Consider the following 15,410-nt stretch of genomic DNA (forward strand, 5'->3'; position numbering starts at 1 on the left):
ACTTCTCCGTATGCCATACGAAGAAGCTGCGCCGAGGGCTGTTCCCCCTGGCGAACCGGCCATCGAGGCGGTCGAGGTGCGCAAGTCCTACCGGGGCGTGCCCGCGCTGGACGGGTTCGACCTGACCGTCGCCCCGGGCTCGGTGTGCGGCCTGCTCGGGCCGAACGGAGCCGGCAAGACCACCGCCGTGCGGATCCTGGCCACCCTGCTGCGACCGGACTCCGGCCGGGTCCGGGTGGCCGGGTGCGACGCGCTCGCCGACCCGCGCGCGGTGCGCTACCGGATCGGCCTGGTCGGCCAGAACGCCTCGGTGGACGAGGTGCTCACCGGCCGGCAGAACCTCGTCCTGTTCGGCCGGCTCCACCACCTGCCCGGGGCCGGGGCCCGGCGGCGGGCCGACGAGCTGCTGGAGCGGTTCGAGCTGACCGGCGCGGCGGACCGACCGGTCGCCGGGTACTCCGGCGGGATGCGCCGCCGGCTCGACCTGGCCGCCGGCCTGGTGCTGTCCCCGCCGGTGCTGTTCCTCGACGAACCGACCACCGGGCTCGACCCCCGGGCCCGCCTCGACGTGTGGACCTCGGTCCGGTCGCTGGTCGGCTCCGGCACCACCGTCCTGCTCACCACCCAGTACCTGGAGGAGGCCGACCAGCTCGCCGACCGGATCGCCGTCATCGACGCCGGCCGGGTGGTCGCCGAGGGCACGCCCGACGAGCTCAAGGCGAGGGTCGGGCCCGACCGGGTCGAGACGATCACCCGCAAACCCACCCTGGACGAGGTCTTCCTGCACCTCACCGGGCAGCACGCCACCGGGAGGGCGTCCTGACCACCGCGCTGCGCGACACCACCGCGCTCACCGGCCGGATCCTGCGGCACTGGCGGCAGCGGCCGGTGTCGGTCCTGCTCGGACTGCTGTTCCCGGTCCTGATGGTGCTGATGTTCGGCTACCTGTTCGGCGGCGCGATGGCCGTGCCGGACGGGCGCTACCTGGACTTCCTGGTCCCCGGGATGCTCGCGATGGCCATGCTGTTCGGGCTGGAGGCGATGGCCGTCGCGGTCACCACCGACGCCGCCCGGGGCGTCACCGAGCGGATCCGCGCCATGCCGGTCAGCGCCGCCGCCGTGCTCGCCGGGCGGTGCGTGGCCGACCTGCTCAACGCCGTGCTCGGCATCGCCGTGGTGGTGGTGACCGGGCTCCTGGTCGGCTGGACGGCGAACCGGGGCTTCCCGGCGGCGCTGGCGGCCGTGGGGTTGCTGGTGTGGCTGCGGTTCGCGTTCACCTGGGTCGGCACCTACCTGGGGCTGCTGCTCAAGACCCCGGAGTCGGCGGTGGCCGTGCAGGTGCTGGTCTGGCCGGTCGGGTTCCTGTCCGGCGCGTTCGTCTCGCCGAGCACCATGCCGGGCTGGCTGGGCGCGCTCAGCACGGCGAACCCGTTGTCCGCCACCGCGTCGGCGATCCGGGAGCTGTTCGGCAACCCGGGCTGGAACGCCGACGGGTGGGCAGCCGGGCACGCGGTGCTGCTCGCGGTGCTCTGGCCGGCCGTGCTCACCGCGATCTTCCTGCCGCTGGCCGTTCGGCAGTACCGGGCGCTGGGGCGCTGAGGTCCGGAACCGGCCGGCGCCACCGGGTCCGACCGTCGAGACTGCGGGGATGACCACCGACGACCTGCTCCGCCGGACCGCCGCGCACGCCGCCGACTTCCTGGCCGGCCTGGACGCCCGGCCCCTCGCGCCCACCGCCGGCCTCGACGAGCTGCGGGCCGCGCTGGGCCGGGCGCTGCCCGAGGACGGCCTGGCCGACGCCGAGGTGATCGAGGACCTGGTCCGCGACACCGCACCCGGCCTGCTGGGCAGCACCGGCGGGCGGTTCTTCGGCTGGGTCGTCGGCGGCAGCCTGCCCGCCGCGCTCGCCGCCGACTGGCTCACCACCGCGTGGGACCAGAACGCGGCGCTGCACGCCTCCGGCCCGGCCGTCGCGGTGGTCGAGGAGGTGACCGGGGCCTGGCTCAAGGAGCTGCTCGGGCTGCCCGGCGAAGCGTCCTTCGGCTTCACGACCGGCGCGCAACTGGCGCACGTGACCGCGTTGGCGGCGGCCCGCCACCAGCTGCTGGCCGGCCGGGGGTGGGACGTCGAGCGGCGCGGCCTGGCCGGAGCGCCGGCCGTCCGGGTGCTGACGTCCGGGCGGCAGCACGCCTCGATCGAACGGGCCGTGCGGCTGCTCGGCCTGGGCACCGACCACCTGCGCGCCGTGGGGTCCGACGCCGACGGGCGGATCGACGTGGCCGGGCTGGCGCGCGACCTCACCGACGCGCCGACGGTCGTGTGCCTCCAGGCGGGCGAGATCAACACCGGTCTGTTCGACCCGTTCGCCGAGGCGTGCGCGCTGGCGGCGGCGCGGGGCGCGTGGGTGCACGTCGACGGCGCGTTCGGCCTGTGGGCGGCGGCGAGCGAGCGGCTGCGGCACCTGGTGGCGGGCGTCGAGCGGGCGGACTCGTGGACCGTGGACGGCCACAAGTGGCTCAACGTGCCGTTCGACTCCGGGTTCGTGTTCGTCCGCCACCCGGACGCGCACCGGGCCGCCGTGTCGACCCGCGCGAGCTACCTGGTGCACGCCGGCGACACCGCCGAGGCGACCGCCCGGGACCAGCTCGACTGGACCCCCGAGTGGTCCCGCCGGGCCCGCGCGGTGCCGGTCTACGCGGCCATCAGGGCATTGGGGCGCAACGGGATCGCCGAGCTGGTCGACGGTTGCGTGGAGCACACCCACCGGCTGGTCGACGGGATCGCCGGGCTGCCCGGCGTCGAGGTGCTCGCCCGGCCGGTGATCAACCAGGGGCTGGTGCGGTTCCTGGCCGAGGACGGCGACCACGACGCCCGCACCGACGCCGTCATCGAGCGGGTGCAACGCGGTGGTGCGGCGTGGTTCGGCGGCACCACGTGGAACGGCGCGCGCGCCATGCGGATCTCCGTCGTCAACTGGCGCACCGACGACCGTGCCGTGGACCGCGCCATCGCCGCCGTCCACGCGGCCCTGACCTGACTGTTCTGCCAGGACTGCCCGGCGTTTCCTGTCAGCGCTGGGACACGTCATTGTCGATGTAGTTGCCGTTGACGGCACCGGCCGCACCCTCGGCGACCACGCGCTTGACGGCCCCCACCGCAGCGACTCTGGTCGCCCGCTCCAATTGCCACGATCGCCAATAACCGTGCGTGCGCCGCGAAAGATGCCACACACGTACTTCGAACGATCATGTAGGCCGCTCGCAAATAGGCTGTCGCCGCAGTTCAAGGCGAGTTTTCTAGCTTCGGTGGAATCGTTCAATTACGCCGAACGCGGGATTGCACGCAGAGCCCGCGCTATCGGTGATCTGAATCGCAAGATTACTCGGCGGTATCACGGGACCCGTCCCCGGCGTGCCGGCGCGCGATCCACCGGACGGCGGGCTGCTGGTGAAACCTGGGATGACTCCGCCTACCGGCTGGTCCGTGACCCGATTAGTGCGCCTTGGCCGCCGGATAGGTGTGGAACAGTCGGCGCGGATCACGCGCCGACGGGAGGGGGTCGGATGGACACGGAGGTGGAGGCCGGTGCGACGAGACTTCGGATACAGGGCGAGTTGACCGACCTGTTGGAGAGCAGCGCCGCCCTGCGCACCGAGAGCGGCCGGCAGATGCTCACCGACATCCTCGGCGACCTGTTCGAAGGCCCCGTCCACTTGAACGGGTCGGCGACCCGGGCGCAGTTGCTCGACCTCGTGCGCCAGTGCTGCCACCACCACCCCGCCGGGCTCAAGTGGTTGGTGAGCGCCTTGCGCGTGCTCGACCCGTACACGCCTGCACTGGACCGACTGGGGGAGCTCAGCGACGAGTGGGTCGCGGCCAAGGCCCTGCCGACCCGGGACTGGGACCGGTTGCGCGAGGTGCTGCGGTCGATCCGCCTGGCCGAGGGAGAGTCGGCGGAACGACGCCTGCTGCGCGAACTGGTGCGCACGTCGACGGTGGGGAAGTGCGAGGAACTGCCTGCCGGGTGCCGGTCGACGTGGACGACGTTCCTCTACCTGGCCAACCGCAACACCAGCCCGAACCGGCTGTCCCCGGTCATGGTCTTCGTGGCCCAATTGGCCGACCGGGTCGCGGATCGGGCCGTCGCCGAGGAACTCCTGCGGTGGAACTGGCGCTGGGCCGAGAGGTTCGAGGTCACCGACCTGATGGCCGCCGACCGCCGGCGTCCGGAACTCGCCGGCCACCTGCGCACCGACGCGGTCTGCCTCGTCTTCGAGCTGGACCCGGACCCGGTCGAACCGGAGAAGGTCACCCTGTCGTACTGGCGGCACTGGGCGGGCTCGCGCTGGAACGGCCGACGCGAGGGTGACGTCGAGGTGGCGTTGCAGGACTTGGAGGCGGAGATCGACCGGGTGATCGCGGAACTGGAGGTCGACCTCGGATCGGCCCCGGAAGGGGTGCGGTCGGGCTCGATCATGGTGGAGTTCGTCGTGCCGTGGGAGATGGTCAACCTGCCCATCGAGCTCTGGCGCAAGGCCTCGCTCTCCGCGGACACCGTGCCGCTGGCGGTCGAGCACCCGGTGGTGATGCGCAGCTTGGAGCGCAAGAGGCACAGCAGATTCCTTCTGGCCTGGAAACAGCGGTGGCGGACGCTTGTCGAGCATTCCTCGCCTCTCCGGTCGTACTGGGCCCATGCGTACCAGGACAACGACTTCACGAAGATGGCGGTGGACCTCCAGGAAGACGACACCGTCGCCTCGCTCATCCTCAGCGAGCCGCCGGGCGATCGCCGGGGGCGGGCCTGGCGGGAGGCCGCCGCGGCCTTCCGGGCTGGAATCCCGGTGCTGATCTGGGATCGGGCCGACTGCGCGAACCCGCGTTTTCGGGAAGCGGTGAACACCGTGCTGGCCGATGGCGCGCTCGAAGATCTTCCCCATCGCGTCGCACAGCTCCGCAGAGCTGCGCTGAAAGCGGGTCCGGGGGAATTTCCCCATGCCGGGCACAGTTTTGCCGTACTGTGGGAGAACGCATCCCGACTTCCGGAGCCACGCGTGCGGTCGTGGGTCCCGCAGGAAGGATCCGAATGACGTTCGACGAGAGCACGACCGAGGCCGGCGACTTATCCGCCGGCCATTCACCAGGTATGTCCGATTCCTGGTGCTACGCGGGCACCGGCCGGGGGCCCGACGCGGGCCCCCGCGACTGGTCGCCGCCGCCGCACCGCCGCTTCACCGGCGGTCCCGACCTGGAGGTTGCGCCGCCCGGCGGACCGGAGGTCGCGCGCAGGCTGGGTGACGCGCGGTTCGGCTGGCCCGATCGACCTCATGTGCACGACCGGATCAACGCGGCGATCGTCGCCGGCAGCCCGCTGATCGTCACCGGCCCGCCGGGCGTGGGCAAGTCGACCCTCGCCTACGCGATCGCCGCGGAACTGGGTCTGGGGCGCGTCCTGCCGTGGACCCCCGGACCGGGCAGCACCGTGGCGGACGGCCTCTACACCTACCGTCCGACGTCCGGGTCCGAGCCGGTCGACAGCGCCGTGCGGCTGGGACCGCTGGGCACCGCGCTGCTGCCGAACCGGGTGCCGCGAGTGCTGCTGCTGGACGGGGTGGACCGGGTCGCGTTCGACTTCCCCCACGCGTTGCGAGCGGTGCTCCGCGAGGGCGGGTTCGACATCCCGGAGTTGGACCACGCTCCCCGTTCCCCGGTTGCGCTTCGCACCGCGGATCCGGGTCGGGACGCGTTCGTGACTCCCGGCGTCGCCGTGCGGTGCCACGCCCTGCCGCTCATCGTCTTGACGAGCGTCGGCGACCGCGATCTCCCCGCCGCCTTCCGGAACGACTGCGTCGAGGTCAGGTTGACCGAGCCGAGCGCGGACGAACTCCGGTCGGTGGTGAGCGCCCACTTCCCGGAGGTGCCGGTCCCGGTGATCACCGAACTCGTCGGTCGGTTCGAGAAGTCCAACGCCCGCGGTGGTTTCCAGGGCATCGGGAAATTGCTCGACGCGGTCCACGCGTTGCGGGTGCGGGGCCTGCTCGACGGCGCGACCGGGCAGTGGGGTCGAGTGCTGTCGAGCCTGTGGTCCGACGCGTCGGAGAGAGCCTGACCATGGCGGCGCTCCGGAGTGCGGACGGTCGTGCGGCTCAGGGGCTGGGCCTCCAGCGCGCATTTCAACCTCTCGGGCGATGTGTTCCGCCGCGTGCGACCGACCGCGCCCGCTTAGTGTCGGATGCATGGTGTCCTTCGATCGCCCAGGCGTGGTCTGCCGCTCGCGGTGGGTCGGATGAGCGGGGATTCGAGATCGTCCTCGTCGTCGACCACAGCCCGTCGATGTGGTTGTGGTCGTCGGCCGTACGCGAATTCGCCCGAGCATTGACCGCGGCGGGAGTGTTCCGCGATGTCACGGTGCGCAGGTGGGGAGTCGCCGCCGACGGGCGGATGGCGCTGTGGGGAGCGGAGCCCGGCTCGCCGTGCCGCGGGGTCGGCGAGTTGCTCGCCCCGTCGGCCGGACGTCTCGTCCTGGTCGTCACCGACGTGGTCGACGACGGGTGGCGGTCCGGCCGGATGGGCGCGGTGTTGCGGCAGTGGGCGGCGGTGCACCCGGTGGCCGTGGCCAGTCCGGTGCCTTGGGAGTCGGCCAACCGGTCGGGACTGGAGCTGCACCGGATCCGCTTGGCGGCCGACCGCCCGGCAGCCGCGAACGCCGACCTCTGGTGGCGTCCCCGGGTCGACGTCCCCGGCGTGCTGGACGATCTCGACGACCTGGTGCCGATCCCGTTCCTGCGCTGGACCGAAGCCGATCTGCGGCGGTGGAGCGAGCTGGTCGCCGGTGTCCCGGATCGGATCGACCTCGGCGCGATGCTGCTGTCCGGCATCCCGCCGCCGGTCGACGAGGTGCGGCCGGGCGCGGTCGACCCGGTCGAGTTGGTCGCCGACTACCGGGCGGAGGCGTCGCGAGAAGGCTTCGCGTTGGCCGTTTCCCTCGCCGCGGCACCGCTGGAGGTGGCGCTCGCGGAGCGGATCAGGCAGCGCATGTTCCCGGCGACCGGTCCCGGGCTGCTGTCCGAGTTCCTGGCGAGTCCGCTGGTCAGGCCCGTGCCGAGCGTTCCCGGTACGCCGGGAAGTCGAGCCCTGTTCGATTTCGTCGCGCCCGGGTTGCGTGCGGAACTGCTCGGTTTCGGTGGCCGATTGGAGACTGTGCTCGTGCGGGACGTGGTCGGTCGCTATCTGGCCGAAACCGGCGGCGCGGCTGCGGTCTTCGAGGCGACATTGGATGCGGAGGCGACCGTCGCCGATCATGACCTGATGATTGACGAGCACGTCTTTCGGGCTGAACTCGCTGGTCAGGGCGCTTTGGCACTCGCCCATCTGCGGAATTACCGTGTGCTGTCCAGTGGCTATCCGGGGGCGGGTTCGGGTACTTCGGCGTCGCCGTTACGCTCTGACGTCGATCACACATCCGTTGCTGCACAATCGGATGGCCCTTCTCGAACGCGCGTTCGAACGAAAACCGAGGATGTCACGGGAAATGCAGGAGGAGTCGAGGTGACCTCAGCAGTCGACCGCGAGAAGGGGGTTAGGGGGAAAGGCCTCACTGCGCCCGTCTTCGGCGGGGTTCCACCGCGGAACCCGAACTTCACCGGCCGAGCCGACCTTCTCCAGGAGTTGGAACGGCGGTTGGTCCGCGGTGCCACCGCCGCCGTGCTGCCGGAAGCGTTGCACGGCATGGGAGGCGTCGGCAAGTCCCAATTGGCGATCGAGTACGCCTATCGAAATCGGACCAAATTCGATCTCATCTGGTGGATCCCGGCCGAGCGCTCGGTCAAGATCGTCAATTCCCTGGTCGAGCTGGGCGAACGGCTCGAACTCAATGTGGGCACCGAGGCGAACGTCGCGGTCCGCCAAGTGCTCGACGTGTTGAAGAGCGGCCGGCACCCGAAAGTGCCGCAGAACTGGCTGCTGGTCTTCGACAACGCGGACAGCCCTTCGGGAGTGCAGCAGTACCTGCCGACCGGCGGTTCCGGCCGGATCCTGGTGACCTCGCGCAACTCGCAGTGGCTCAGCGTCGCACGTCCGCTCGAAGTCGACGTCTTCCGCAGGTCCGAGAGCACCCAGCTGTTGCGCAGGCGCGATCCCGACCTCACCGAGCAGGATGCCGGCCGGCTGGCCGAGGCGTTGGGCGACCTCCCGCTGGCGATCGCCCAGGCGGCGGCCTGGCGGGTGGAAACCGGCATGTCCGCGAACGAGTACCTCGAACTGCTGGAAGAGAAGCAGTTGGAACTGCTCGACGTGACGACCACGTTGGACTACCCGCGGTCGGTAGCGGCGATGTGGAACCTCTCCATCAACCAGTTGCGGCGCAAGAACCCGTCTGCGGTGCGCCTGCTCCAGGTCTGCGCTTTCCTGGCTCCCGAGTCGATTGCCCGCACCATGTTCACGAACAGTCGCAACATCGACGTGAACCCGGAACTGGCCCACGTGCTGCGTGACCGGTTGCGGTTGACCGAGGCGATTCGCGACATCAACCGGTTCGCCCTAGTGCGCATCGACCACCGCACGAATTCCATAGAAATGCACCGCCTGGTCCAGTCGGTGCTCATCAGCCAGATGACCGACGAAGAAGTAGTCGACCTGCGCCACGCCGCGCACCTCATGCTGGCGGCCAACGACCCGGACCTCCCGGGCGAGCCGACGGAATGGGGGAAGTACGCGGACCTGAGTGCGCACCTGTCGGCATCCGATGCTTTCGAGTGCGAGGACGCGGCGGTCCGCACACTGGTGTTCAACCAGGTCATGTTCCTCTACTTCTGGGGCGAGCACGACAAGGCCGCCGCGCAATCCCAGAAGATCTACGAGATCTGGCGGGACCGGCTCGGCGCGGAGCACGCGGACACGTTGAAGCTTGGTATCTGGTACGGGTTCATGCTGTGGAGCGTCGGCCGCTACGGGGAGTCCGCCTCGCTGAACCTGGAGCTCTTGGAAGCCCACCGGCTGAAATACGGCGAGGCGCACGAGGAGACCATCGAGGCGATCGGCAGCGTCGCGGGCGACTACCGGGCGAAGGGCGACTTCGCGGCGGCGCTCGAATTGTCCGTGCGGAACCACGACAACTGCGTGCGGTACTTCGGCGACGAAGACCCGGTGACCCTGAACGCCGCGCACAACCTGGGTGTGAGCTACCGACTCGCCGGCGACTTCCTGGCTGCCCGGGACCTCGACCGGGACACCTGGGGGCGCAAGGTCCAGATCTTCGGGCAGGACCACCTGCTGACCCTGCTCACCGAGATGGGTCTGACGATCGACCTCCGCGAGACCGGTGACTACCACGAGGCGCGCATCCAGCACGAGGGCGTCGTCCGGGCCTACGAGCGGCATGGCCGGCCGCTGCACCCGTCCTGGCTGCGGGCGGTGCGGCAGTTGGCGATCATGCGCCGCAAGGCGGGCGACCACGAGGGCGCCCTGCAAGCTGCGGACACCGCGCTGGAGGGTCTCACCACGCGCTACGGCTCCAACCACTCCGAGACGCTCGCGGCGGCGCTGTGCCGGTCGATCGAACTGCGCCACCTGGGGCGCTTCGGCAAGGCCTCGCAACTGGGCCAGGACACCCTGACCAGGTTCGCCAGGACCTTGGGGCCCGACCACCCGCACACCTTGGCGGCGGCGGTGAACGTCGCGATCCTGCGGCGCTCGGTGGGGGAGGCCGAAGGGGCCTGCGACCTGGACCAGGCCACCCTCGCCGGGTTCCGGGCGAGGCTCGGCGAGGACCACCCGTCGACGCTCATCACGGGGATCAACCTGGCCAGCGACCTGTTCGCGCTGGGCGAGGTGCAACGGGCGTTCGACCTCGACGACGACCTGCTGCGGCGCACCACCGCGGTGCTGGGCGAGGACCACCCGACGGTGCTGGCCTGCACGGCCAACCTGGCCCGGGACCACAAAGCGCTGGGCCGGACGGAGGAGGCCGAGCGCCTCCAGCGCCGAGCAGTCGACACGTGGCGGCACAACCTCGGCGTCGAGCACCCGGCTGTGGCGCAGTTGGAGGACATGTCCGTGCGGGCCAACTGCGACATCGATCCGTTGCCCCTGTAGGGCGTCCGGGACGTGGGGGAGCCGGCCGGAGGGTCGGCTCCGCCGGCGGGAGTGGCCTGACGGCTCCAACCCGATGGCGTCGTTGCATCTGCCGCCGGTGAGCAGCACCGCGAGCGGGATGCCGCCGCCCTTGGTCAGGACGTGGTGCTTGGAGCCCGGTCGACCGGGCTCGGCTGGATCGTCGGACACGATCCACGGCGGCGACTGCCCCCTCTTGCACGACCGAACATTCGGACCTCTGCACCAGCTCAGCGCGCCGCACCGGTAGGGCCGGCGAGCCACGCGGCGACCTCGCCGACGTCGGGGACCTCGTCGTCGGTGGCCTCCAGCGCGTCGCAGAAGGCGCGGACCAGTTCTGGGCGTTCCACGAGGAGCGCGGACGCCGGTCCCGGTGCGACCGCGTCCAGCGCGAGCGCGAAGCCCGACCACGCACCCGGACGTCGTGACCCGCCCGCGAGTTCCGTGCGGTACAGCTCCACGGCCGTCGCGGCGTCTCCCGCCACCAAGGCGAAGTCGGCGACCCCCGCGTCCGAGGCCACCTGAGCGTCGGTTCCGACCAGCGACCTCGCGGCGCTGAGTTCGCCGGGCCCCGACAGCCGGACGCGCCACAGCACCGCCTTCACGTCCAAGCGGCGCGGCGCCTTGTGCGGGGTGACCACCGACCTGCCGGTGACCAGAGGCGCTGCCCGCCCCGCTCGCCACCGGGCCAACGCACCCGCCACCGCTTGCTCGTCCGGGGTCTGGTGGCTGAACCGCCAGCCCACCTCGTGGTCCCGGGCCGCGGCCTCGGCCGCGCGCAGGATGTGCGGGGGGACCGGGGCGTCGGTGAGGACCTGCACGCGCTCGCCGAGCCGTTCGGCGAAGCGCCGCCCGATCCGGGTGAGCGCGGTCCGTCGTCGCAACGCCTTCGCGGCCGTCGTGATCTGACTGCGCACCAGGGCGAACTCGAAGTGCGCCAGTTCCTGGTCGGGCCCGCGCAGCCGGTGCCGTCGAACGGACCAGTATTCGGCGACCGCCACGAATGCGTAGACACCCTGGAACAGACTCGGGGTACTGCGCACATCGTCGCGCCAAGGCGCGTAGCAATCCAATTCGGTGTCATCCCCGGTGAGCGGTGCCAGGTGGTTGACCGCATTGAGTTTGCTGTGCTGCAACTCGTGCACGAGGGTCACTGCCAGTTGTGTCGCGTCGTGCGGTTCGGAGATGATCGCCGTGCCGAATCCCTCGCCGAGTGACGCGCTGTGCGGCCGGAAACGGTAGGTGGCCGGTACGGTCGCGACCACGGATATCACCGCCGCGATCTCCTCCGCCGGAGTCGGGTGGTCGCGGGCCAGCAGCGCCCAGGCCGCTGCCAGCAGGCCCTGCCACCGCTCGGCGGTCGAGTCGGACAACGGCGCGGGTGCCAGCGGCGTCGTCAGCCCGCGGTACGGACTCAGCTCTTCCAGTTGAATCTGCGGACCGCCCGGGGCGACCACGACGGTGCGGACGGGGCGCAGCTCGTCGGCACCGTCGGCGGTGGCGAGGGACTGGCCGTCGCAGACCAGCTCGACGTGGGACCAGCCGCTGCGCCCGTGCACCTGGACCGAGCCCACCCCGGGCAGCACGGCCAGCCCGTTCCACAGCGGGACCGCGATCCGGAACGTCGACCCGGCCGAGATCCCGGCGGCGGCTGCCAGCGCGTGCAGCTGGCCGAGGTGGAACCACAGCGGCGTGTCGTCCTCGGTGGCGTAGCGAAGTCGGCGCAGCACGTGGGCCGCCCACACGCCGACCTGGGGCAGCGCGAGCAGCCGGGCGACGGGTTCCGGGCGGGCCCGCTGAGAGGTCGCGAGCAGTCGCCACGCCTCGTGCGCCGGCGGCAACGGGGAATGGGCGTCGTGGCCGCCCGCCGCGGCGCGGCGGGTGATCTGGTCGAGCGCGAGGATGCGCCGGCTGCGCTCGACACCCGACAACGCGGCGATCGCGGTGCGGTCGGGTCGACCGGCGGCGAGGGCGTCCAACTGCCCCAGACTGATCCCATGACGCGGAAGGTCGTCGACGTGCCCACGGTGCGTGCCTGCCACTTCGCGGTCGCTCCGTTCGATAGCCGGTCGAAGGCTGCCTGTCAGGAGTTGTGGCTGCCCACGCTGTTGCTCGGGTGGTCCACCTGCCCGAGGAAACGGTCGACCGGGCCCGCCAGGGTCCGCTCGTCGAATGCGTGGAGCACATCCAGCGGGACGTTCGTGAGATCGATCAGACCGGAGTCGATCCGAATTGCGGATTCGTCCACGTGCCGGCCTCCCGGGTTGGCCAACTGGTCGCTCTTTCCTGCACGGGCGGAATTGCCATCGGCAGTATGACTCAGTGTAATGGTCCGGAAACGGAGAGGTAGAGGTGCGTATGGCGGTATTCGCGACCCGACCCCACTACTCCGCGTTGCGCCATTCGTGGACGAGCCGTTCCAGTTCGGCGAACGCCTCCGTGCCTTCGGCGTAGACCCGAAGGGCCGCCAAGAGGGTCTCCGGACCGTCCGGGTAGCGGCCGGCCGCGCGGGCGATGCTCACCACGTCCGCGCGGTCGTTGCCGTGCCGGTCGATCGTGGCGCTGAAGTACACATCCTCCAACGTGAGGTCCCGGGCCTGGCGCGTGCCGAAGCCCGCAGTGATCAGGAGGGTGTCGACCACCGGGAGCAGGCGGCTGAGCGGGAGGGGCGGCCTGGCGCCGTTGCGCCGCGCGGCGGGGGCGGTCGGGCGGCCGTCCACCAGCCTGACCCAGGCTTTGTCCCGGGTCTCCTTCACGTCCACCGCGATGCGGTGGTAGTCGGCCGGAGCCGCCGCCGGGTCCTGGCGGATGACGGACTGGTAGAACCAGTCAGACGCGATGACGACCAGGGTGCCGGTCGAGTCCCGGAGGAGTTGCCGGGCGTCCCGCGCGTCCAGGATCCGGCACGCGGTGATCAGTTCCCCGCCGGTCTTGCCGTTGGCGTCGTAGTGGATCTCGCCGGCGTGCAGCGCCATCCGCATCCGCAGTCGTGCGCCGTGGGCGTGGACCTCGTTGTGCCTGCGCAGTTCGGCGGCGACCCGGCCGGGCAGGTGGTCGGCCAGCAGTACCTTCTCGACCTGCGCCGGCAGGAGCAGGAGCAGGCTGTCGCCCGCGTCGTCCACGTCGGACCGCTCTTCGCTCCACGGCAACCCGGTGGCCGCGAACGCGTCCCGCACGACCTGGTACATGCCCGCCCTGGCGGCGAGGCGGTGCCGATCCGACCGCCTCCGGTCGCCGTAGCCCTCCACGTCCACGACCACGATGGAGCGGTGGACGGCAGTGGACTTCAACCAACACCTCCTTGGCCCCGGATCTGTTGTATGCCAGGTGGTTCCACCCAGGGGAAGGTGCTCGGCGCGATGGCACCCGAATTGAGCAACCCGATCGCCGCCGGGGCGGGTGGTCGCTCCCCGATCCCGAAGCGATCGGGGAGCGACCGGGCCGAGGCCAGGGTGTGGTTACTTCGCAGTGGTGCAGTTCAGGGTGCCGGCGCGCAGGGCGTGGCTGCTGGTGTTGCCGTCGTCGGCCCAGAGGACGGGTTTGCGGCCGGCGGCGCAGGTCGAGTGGGGGGCGATGGCGAAGCCCTCGTTGTTGTAGTTGGACATCCCGGTCGGGCGGTCGTAGGTGTGGGTGATGGCCAGCTTGCCCTGGGTGTTGATCTCCAGGGTGGCGGTGCGGCCCTGGCAGGTGTCGTCGCAGACCGCCCACAGCCGGCCGGTGCCCGGTTCGAACTCCAGTTCCATCACGGCCGGGAAGCCGCTCGGGATCGTGGCCACCCGGGTGTAGGAGGTGCCCGCCTGGTCGAGGGCGTAGGCGTAGATGGTGCCGTTGGCTTCCAGGCCGACGAAGTACAGGCCGGAGCCGTGGCCCGGGTAGGTGCTCGGGGTGTACGCGGCGTTGGTGCGTTCGTCGCGGAAGCCCCCGGCGGTCAGGACCGCGTCCGGGACCCAGGTGATGCCCTCCAGGCCGCTGTTGGCCGCCACCGCCGGCAGGTCGGCGGTCAGGTTCCACTCGGCGGCGGCGTTCAGGGTCGCGGCCGTGCCGGACGTGTTGTAGCGCAAAACCTTCGGCGCGCTGGCACTGCCGTTGTTGTCCCGCTCGGTCGCCACGAACAGGCCGTCCGGCGTGACCACGACGCCTTCCGCGTCCGGGTCGCCGCCGCCGTTGGCGAAGCGCAACGCCTTGCCGGAACCCCAGCCGTCGGTGGTGTCCGGGCGCCACGCCGTGCCGTTGGGCACCAGGCGGTACAGGGTTCCGGGACCGTTCTTCACCGCCCACAGCACGCCGGCGCTCTCGAAGGCCAGGCCGCTCAGGTTGCCGCCGAACGCGTTCGTCGCGTCGGCGTTGGCGACGGTCGATCCGCCGGGCCACGCGGTGCCGGGGTTGGTGCCGCCGGGGCACGCGTTCGCGGCACCCTTGGTGGCGGCGGTGGTCGTGGTGAACGAGCCGACGCCGTCGGCGCAGCGGCCGTAGGTCGTCGTGGCGTGCTTGGTCCAGCTGTACGAGTCGGCCAGCGTGCCGCCGCCCGGCCGGAACAGCCTCGCCGAGTCGGAGCTGCCCAGGCCGAACACCGGGTCGACGTCCAGTGCCAGGTGCCCGCCGGCGGCCACCGTCGTGCTGTTCGGGACGGTGAACACGTGGGAGTTGTCGTTGTCCTTCACCACCCAGCCGGACACGTCCACCGCCGTGGTCCCGGTGTTGACCAGCTCCACCCAGTCACCAGGGCTGCCGTCGCTGGACTCGACTTCGTTGATCCGCACGTCGGCCGCGGCGGGTGCCGCGAGCGCCGTCGTGGTCGAGAACCCGACCGCTGCCACGGCCAGCACCGCCATCGTGAGTCGCCCAAGTGGTGCGCGCAAAGTCCGCTCCTACTCGCAGGGGGCCAACAGACACCGGAGCTGACGCTCCTTGAGCAGCTTGCTGCACACCCTCGGCGTCGACCTGAACGCCCGGCCAACAGAAGCTGCACATGCACCCGCGCGTGGCGTCCGCACCAGGCCGTCGGGTAGTGCTGGGACCACCCCGATCCGGCTGTGCGAGGGATCGTCGGGGACGCCGCGCGTTCGTAGGTTCTCCCTCATGAGCAATCACAACCAGGTGCAACAGGTCCGGTCCGGCGGCGTGGTCGTCCAGGTGTTGCTGTGGCTGGCCCTCGCGGTCAGCGGTGCCTTCAACGCCGTCGGCTCGTTCCTCGGCGTGGACAACGAGTGGCGGATGGCGGCGGGCGGCGTGGCCGTCCTGTGCATCGTGCTGCTGATCGTCTTCCACCTCAAGAGGCGTTCCCGGTGACCGCCCGGTGGAGG

At 71.1% G+C, this 15,410-nt stretch carries 11 protein-coding genes; 7 read left to right on the forward strand and 4 right to left on the reverse strand.

Features of this window, described 5'->3' with window-relative positions; translation table 11 throughout:
* The first annotated feature begins 10 nt into the window (after positions 1-10).
* The 6 genes from BN6_RS11370 (at position 11) to fxsT (ending at position 10,089) form a co-directional block, all read left to right on the forward strand.
* Positions 11-823, forward strand: coding sequence for an ABC transporter ATP-binding protein (locus tag BN6_RS11370; protein ID WP_015099768.1), 813 nt, complete (start codon positions 11-13; stop codon positions 821-823).
* An 8-nt stretch (positions 824-831) separates the two neighbouring features.
* A complete protein-coding gene (locus tag BN6_RS11375) occupies positions 832-1,599 on the forward strand; it encodes an ABC transporter permease (protein ID WP_408005334.1) in 768 nt (255 codons plus the stop codon).
* A gap of 49 nt (positions 1,600-1,648) precedes the next feature.
* The gene (locus BN6_RS11380) at positions 1,649-3,037 is read left to right on the forward strand and encodes a pyridoxal phosphate-dependent decarboxylase family protein (RefSeq protein WP_015099770.1); all 1,389 of its coding nucleotides are present in this window, start codon (positions 1,649-1,651) and stop codon (positions 3,035-3,037) included.
* 526 nt (positions 3,038-3,563) lie between these two features.
* Positions 3,564-5,087, forward strand: a complete 1,524-nt coding sequence (locus tag BN6_RS11385) for a VMAP-C domain-containing protein (RefSeq protein WP_015099772.1) — start codon at positions 3,564-3,566, stop codon at positions 5,085-5,087.
* A gap of 56 nt (positions 5,088-5,143) precedes the next feature.
* A complete protein-coding gene (locus tag BN6_RS11390; RefSeq protein WP_051075518.1) occupies positions 5,144-6,106 on the forward strand; it encodes an AAA family ATPase in 963 nt (320 codons plus the stop codon).
* A complete protein-coding gene (gene fxsT, locus BN6_RS11395; RefSeq protein WP_085983492.1) occupies positions 6,079-10,089 on the forward strand; it encodes an FxSxx-COOH system tetratricopeptide repeat protein in 4,011 nt (1,336 codons plus the stop codon). Before BN6_RS11390 ends, fxsT begins: the two co-directional genes overlap by 28 nt.
* 248 nt (positions 10,090-10,337) lie before the next feature.
* On the opposite strand, the gene BN6_RS11400 is transcribed toward fxsT, so the two are convergent.
* The 4 genes from BN6_RS11400 to BN6_RS11415 form a co-directional block, all read right to left on the reverse strand.
* The gene (locus tag BN6_RS11400; protein ID WP_041312591.1) at positions 10,338-12,086 is read right to left on the reverse strand and encodes an HEXXH motif domain-containing protein; all 1,749 of its coding nucleotides are present in this window, start codon (positions 12,084-12,086) and stop codon (positions 10,338-10,340) included.
* A gap of 104 nt (positions 12,087-12,190) precedes the next feature.
* Positions 12,191-12,355 carry a hypothetical protein gene (locus BN6_RS46590; RefSeq protein ID WP_158509376.1) on the reverse strand — a complete coding sequence of 55 codons (165 nt, stop codon included), beginning with the start codon at positions 12,353-12,355 and terminating at the stop codon, positions 12,191-12,193.
* Positions 12,356-12,491: 136 nt separating this feature from the next.
* On the reverse strand, positions 12,492-13,397 hold the full coding sequence (locus BN6_RS41800) for an effector-associated domain 2-containing protein (RefSeq protein ID WP_015099777.1): 906 nt from the start codon (positions 13,395-13,397) through the stop codon (positions 12,492-12,494).
* Between the two features lie 168 nt (positions 13,398-13,565).
* Positions 13,566-14,966, reverse strand: a complete 1,401-nt coding sequence (locus tag BN6_RS11415; RefSeq protein WP_015099778.1) for a lamin tail domain-containing protein — start codon at positions 14,964-14,966, stop codon at positions 13,566-13,568.
* Between the two features lie 220 nt (positions 14,967-15,186).
* Here BN6_RS11415 and BN6_RS11420 point away from each other — a divergent pair, with 220 nt between their 5' ends.
* Positions 15,187-15,396 (forward strand): hypothetical protein, encoded by a 210-nt coding sequence (locus tag BN6_RS11420; RefSeq protein WP_041312592.1) that lies wholly within the window; start codon positions 15,187-15,189, stop codon positions 15,394-15,396.
* Positions 15,397-15,410 lie beyond the last annotated feature (14 nt).

The sequence above is a fragment of the Saccharothrix espanaensis DSM 44229 genome (genome assembly GCF_000328705.1).
In the GTDB taxonomy this organism is placed as follows: Bacteria; Actinomycetota; Actinomycetes; order Mycobacteriales; family Pseudonocardiaceae; genus Actinosynnema; species Actinosynnema espanaense.

Coding starts and splice junctions, on each gene's coding strand:
- BN6_RS11370 (WP_015099768.1), top strand. CDS start 11: ATGCCATACGAAGAAGCTGCGCCGAGGGCTGTTCCCCCTGGCGAACCG.
- BN6_RS11380 (WP_015099770.1), top strand. CDS start 1,649: ATGACCACCGACGACCTGCTCCGCCGGACCGCCGCGCACGCCGCCGAC.
- BN6_RS11385 (WP_015099772.1), top strand. CDS start 3,564: ATGGACACGGAGGTGGAGGCCGGTGCGACGAGACTTCGGATACAGGGC.
- BN6_RS11390 (WP_051075518.1), top strand. CDS start 5,144: ATGTCCGATTCCTGGTGCTACGCGGGCACCGGCCGGGGGCCCGACGCG.
- BN6_RS11420 (WP_041312592.1), top strand. CDS start 15,187: ATGAGCAATCACAACCAGGTGCAACAGGTCCGGTCCGGCGGCGTGGTC.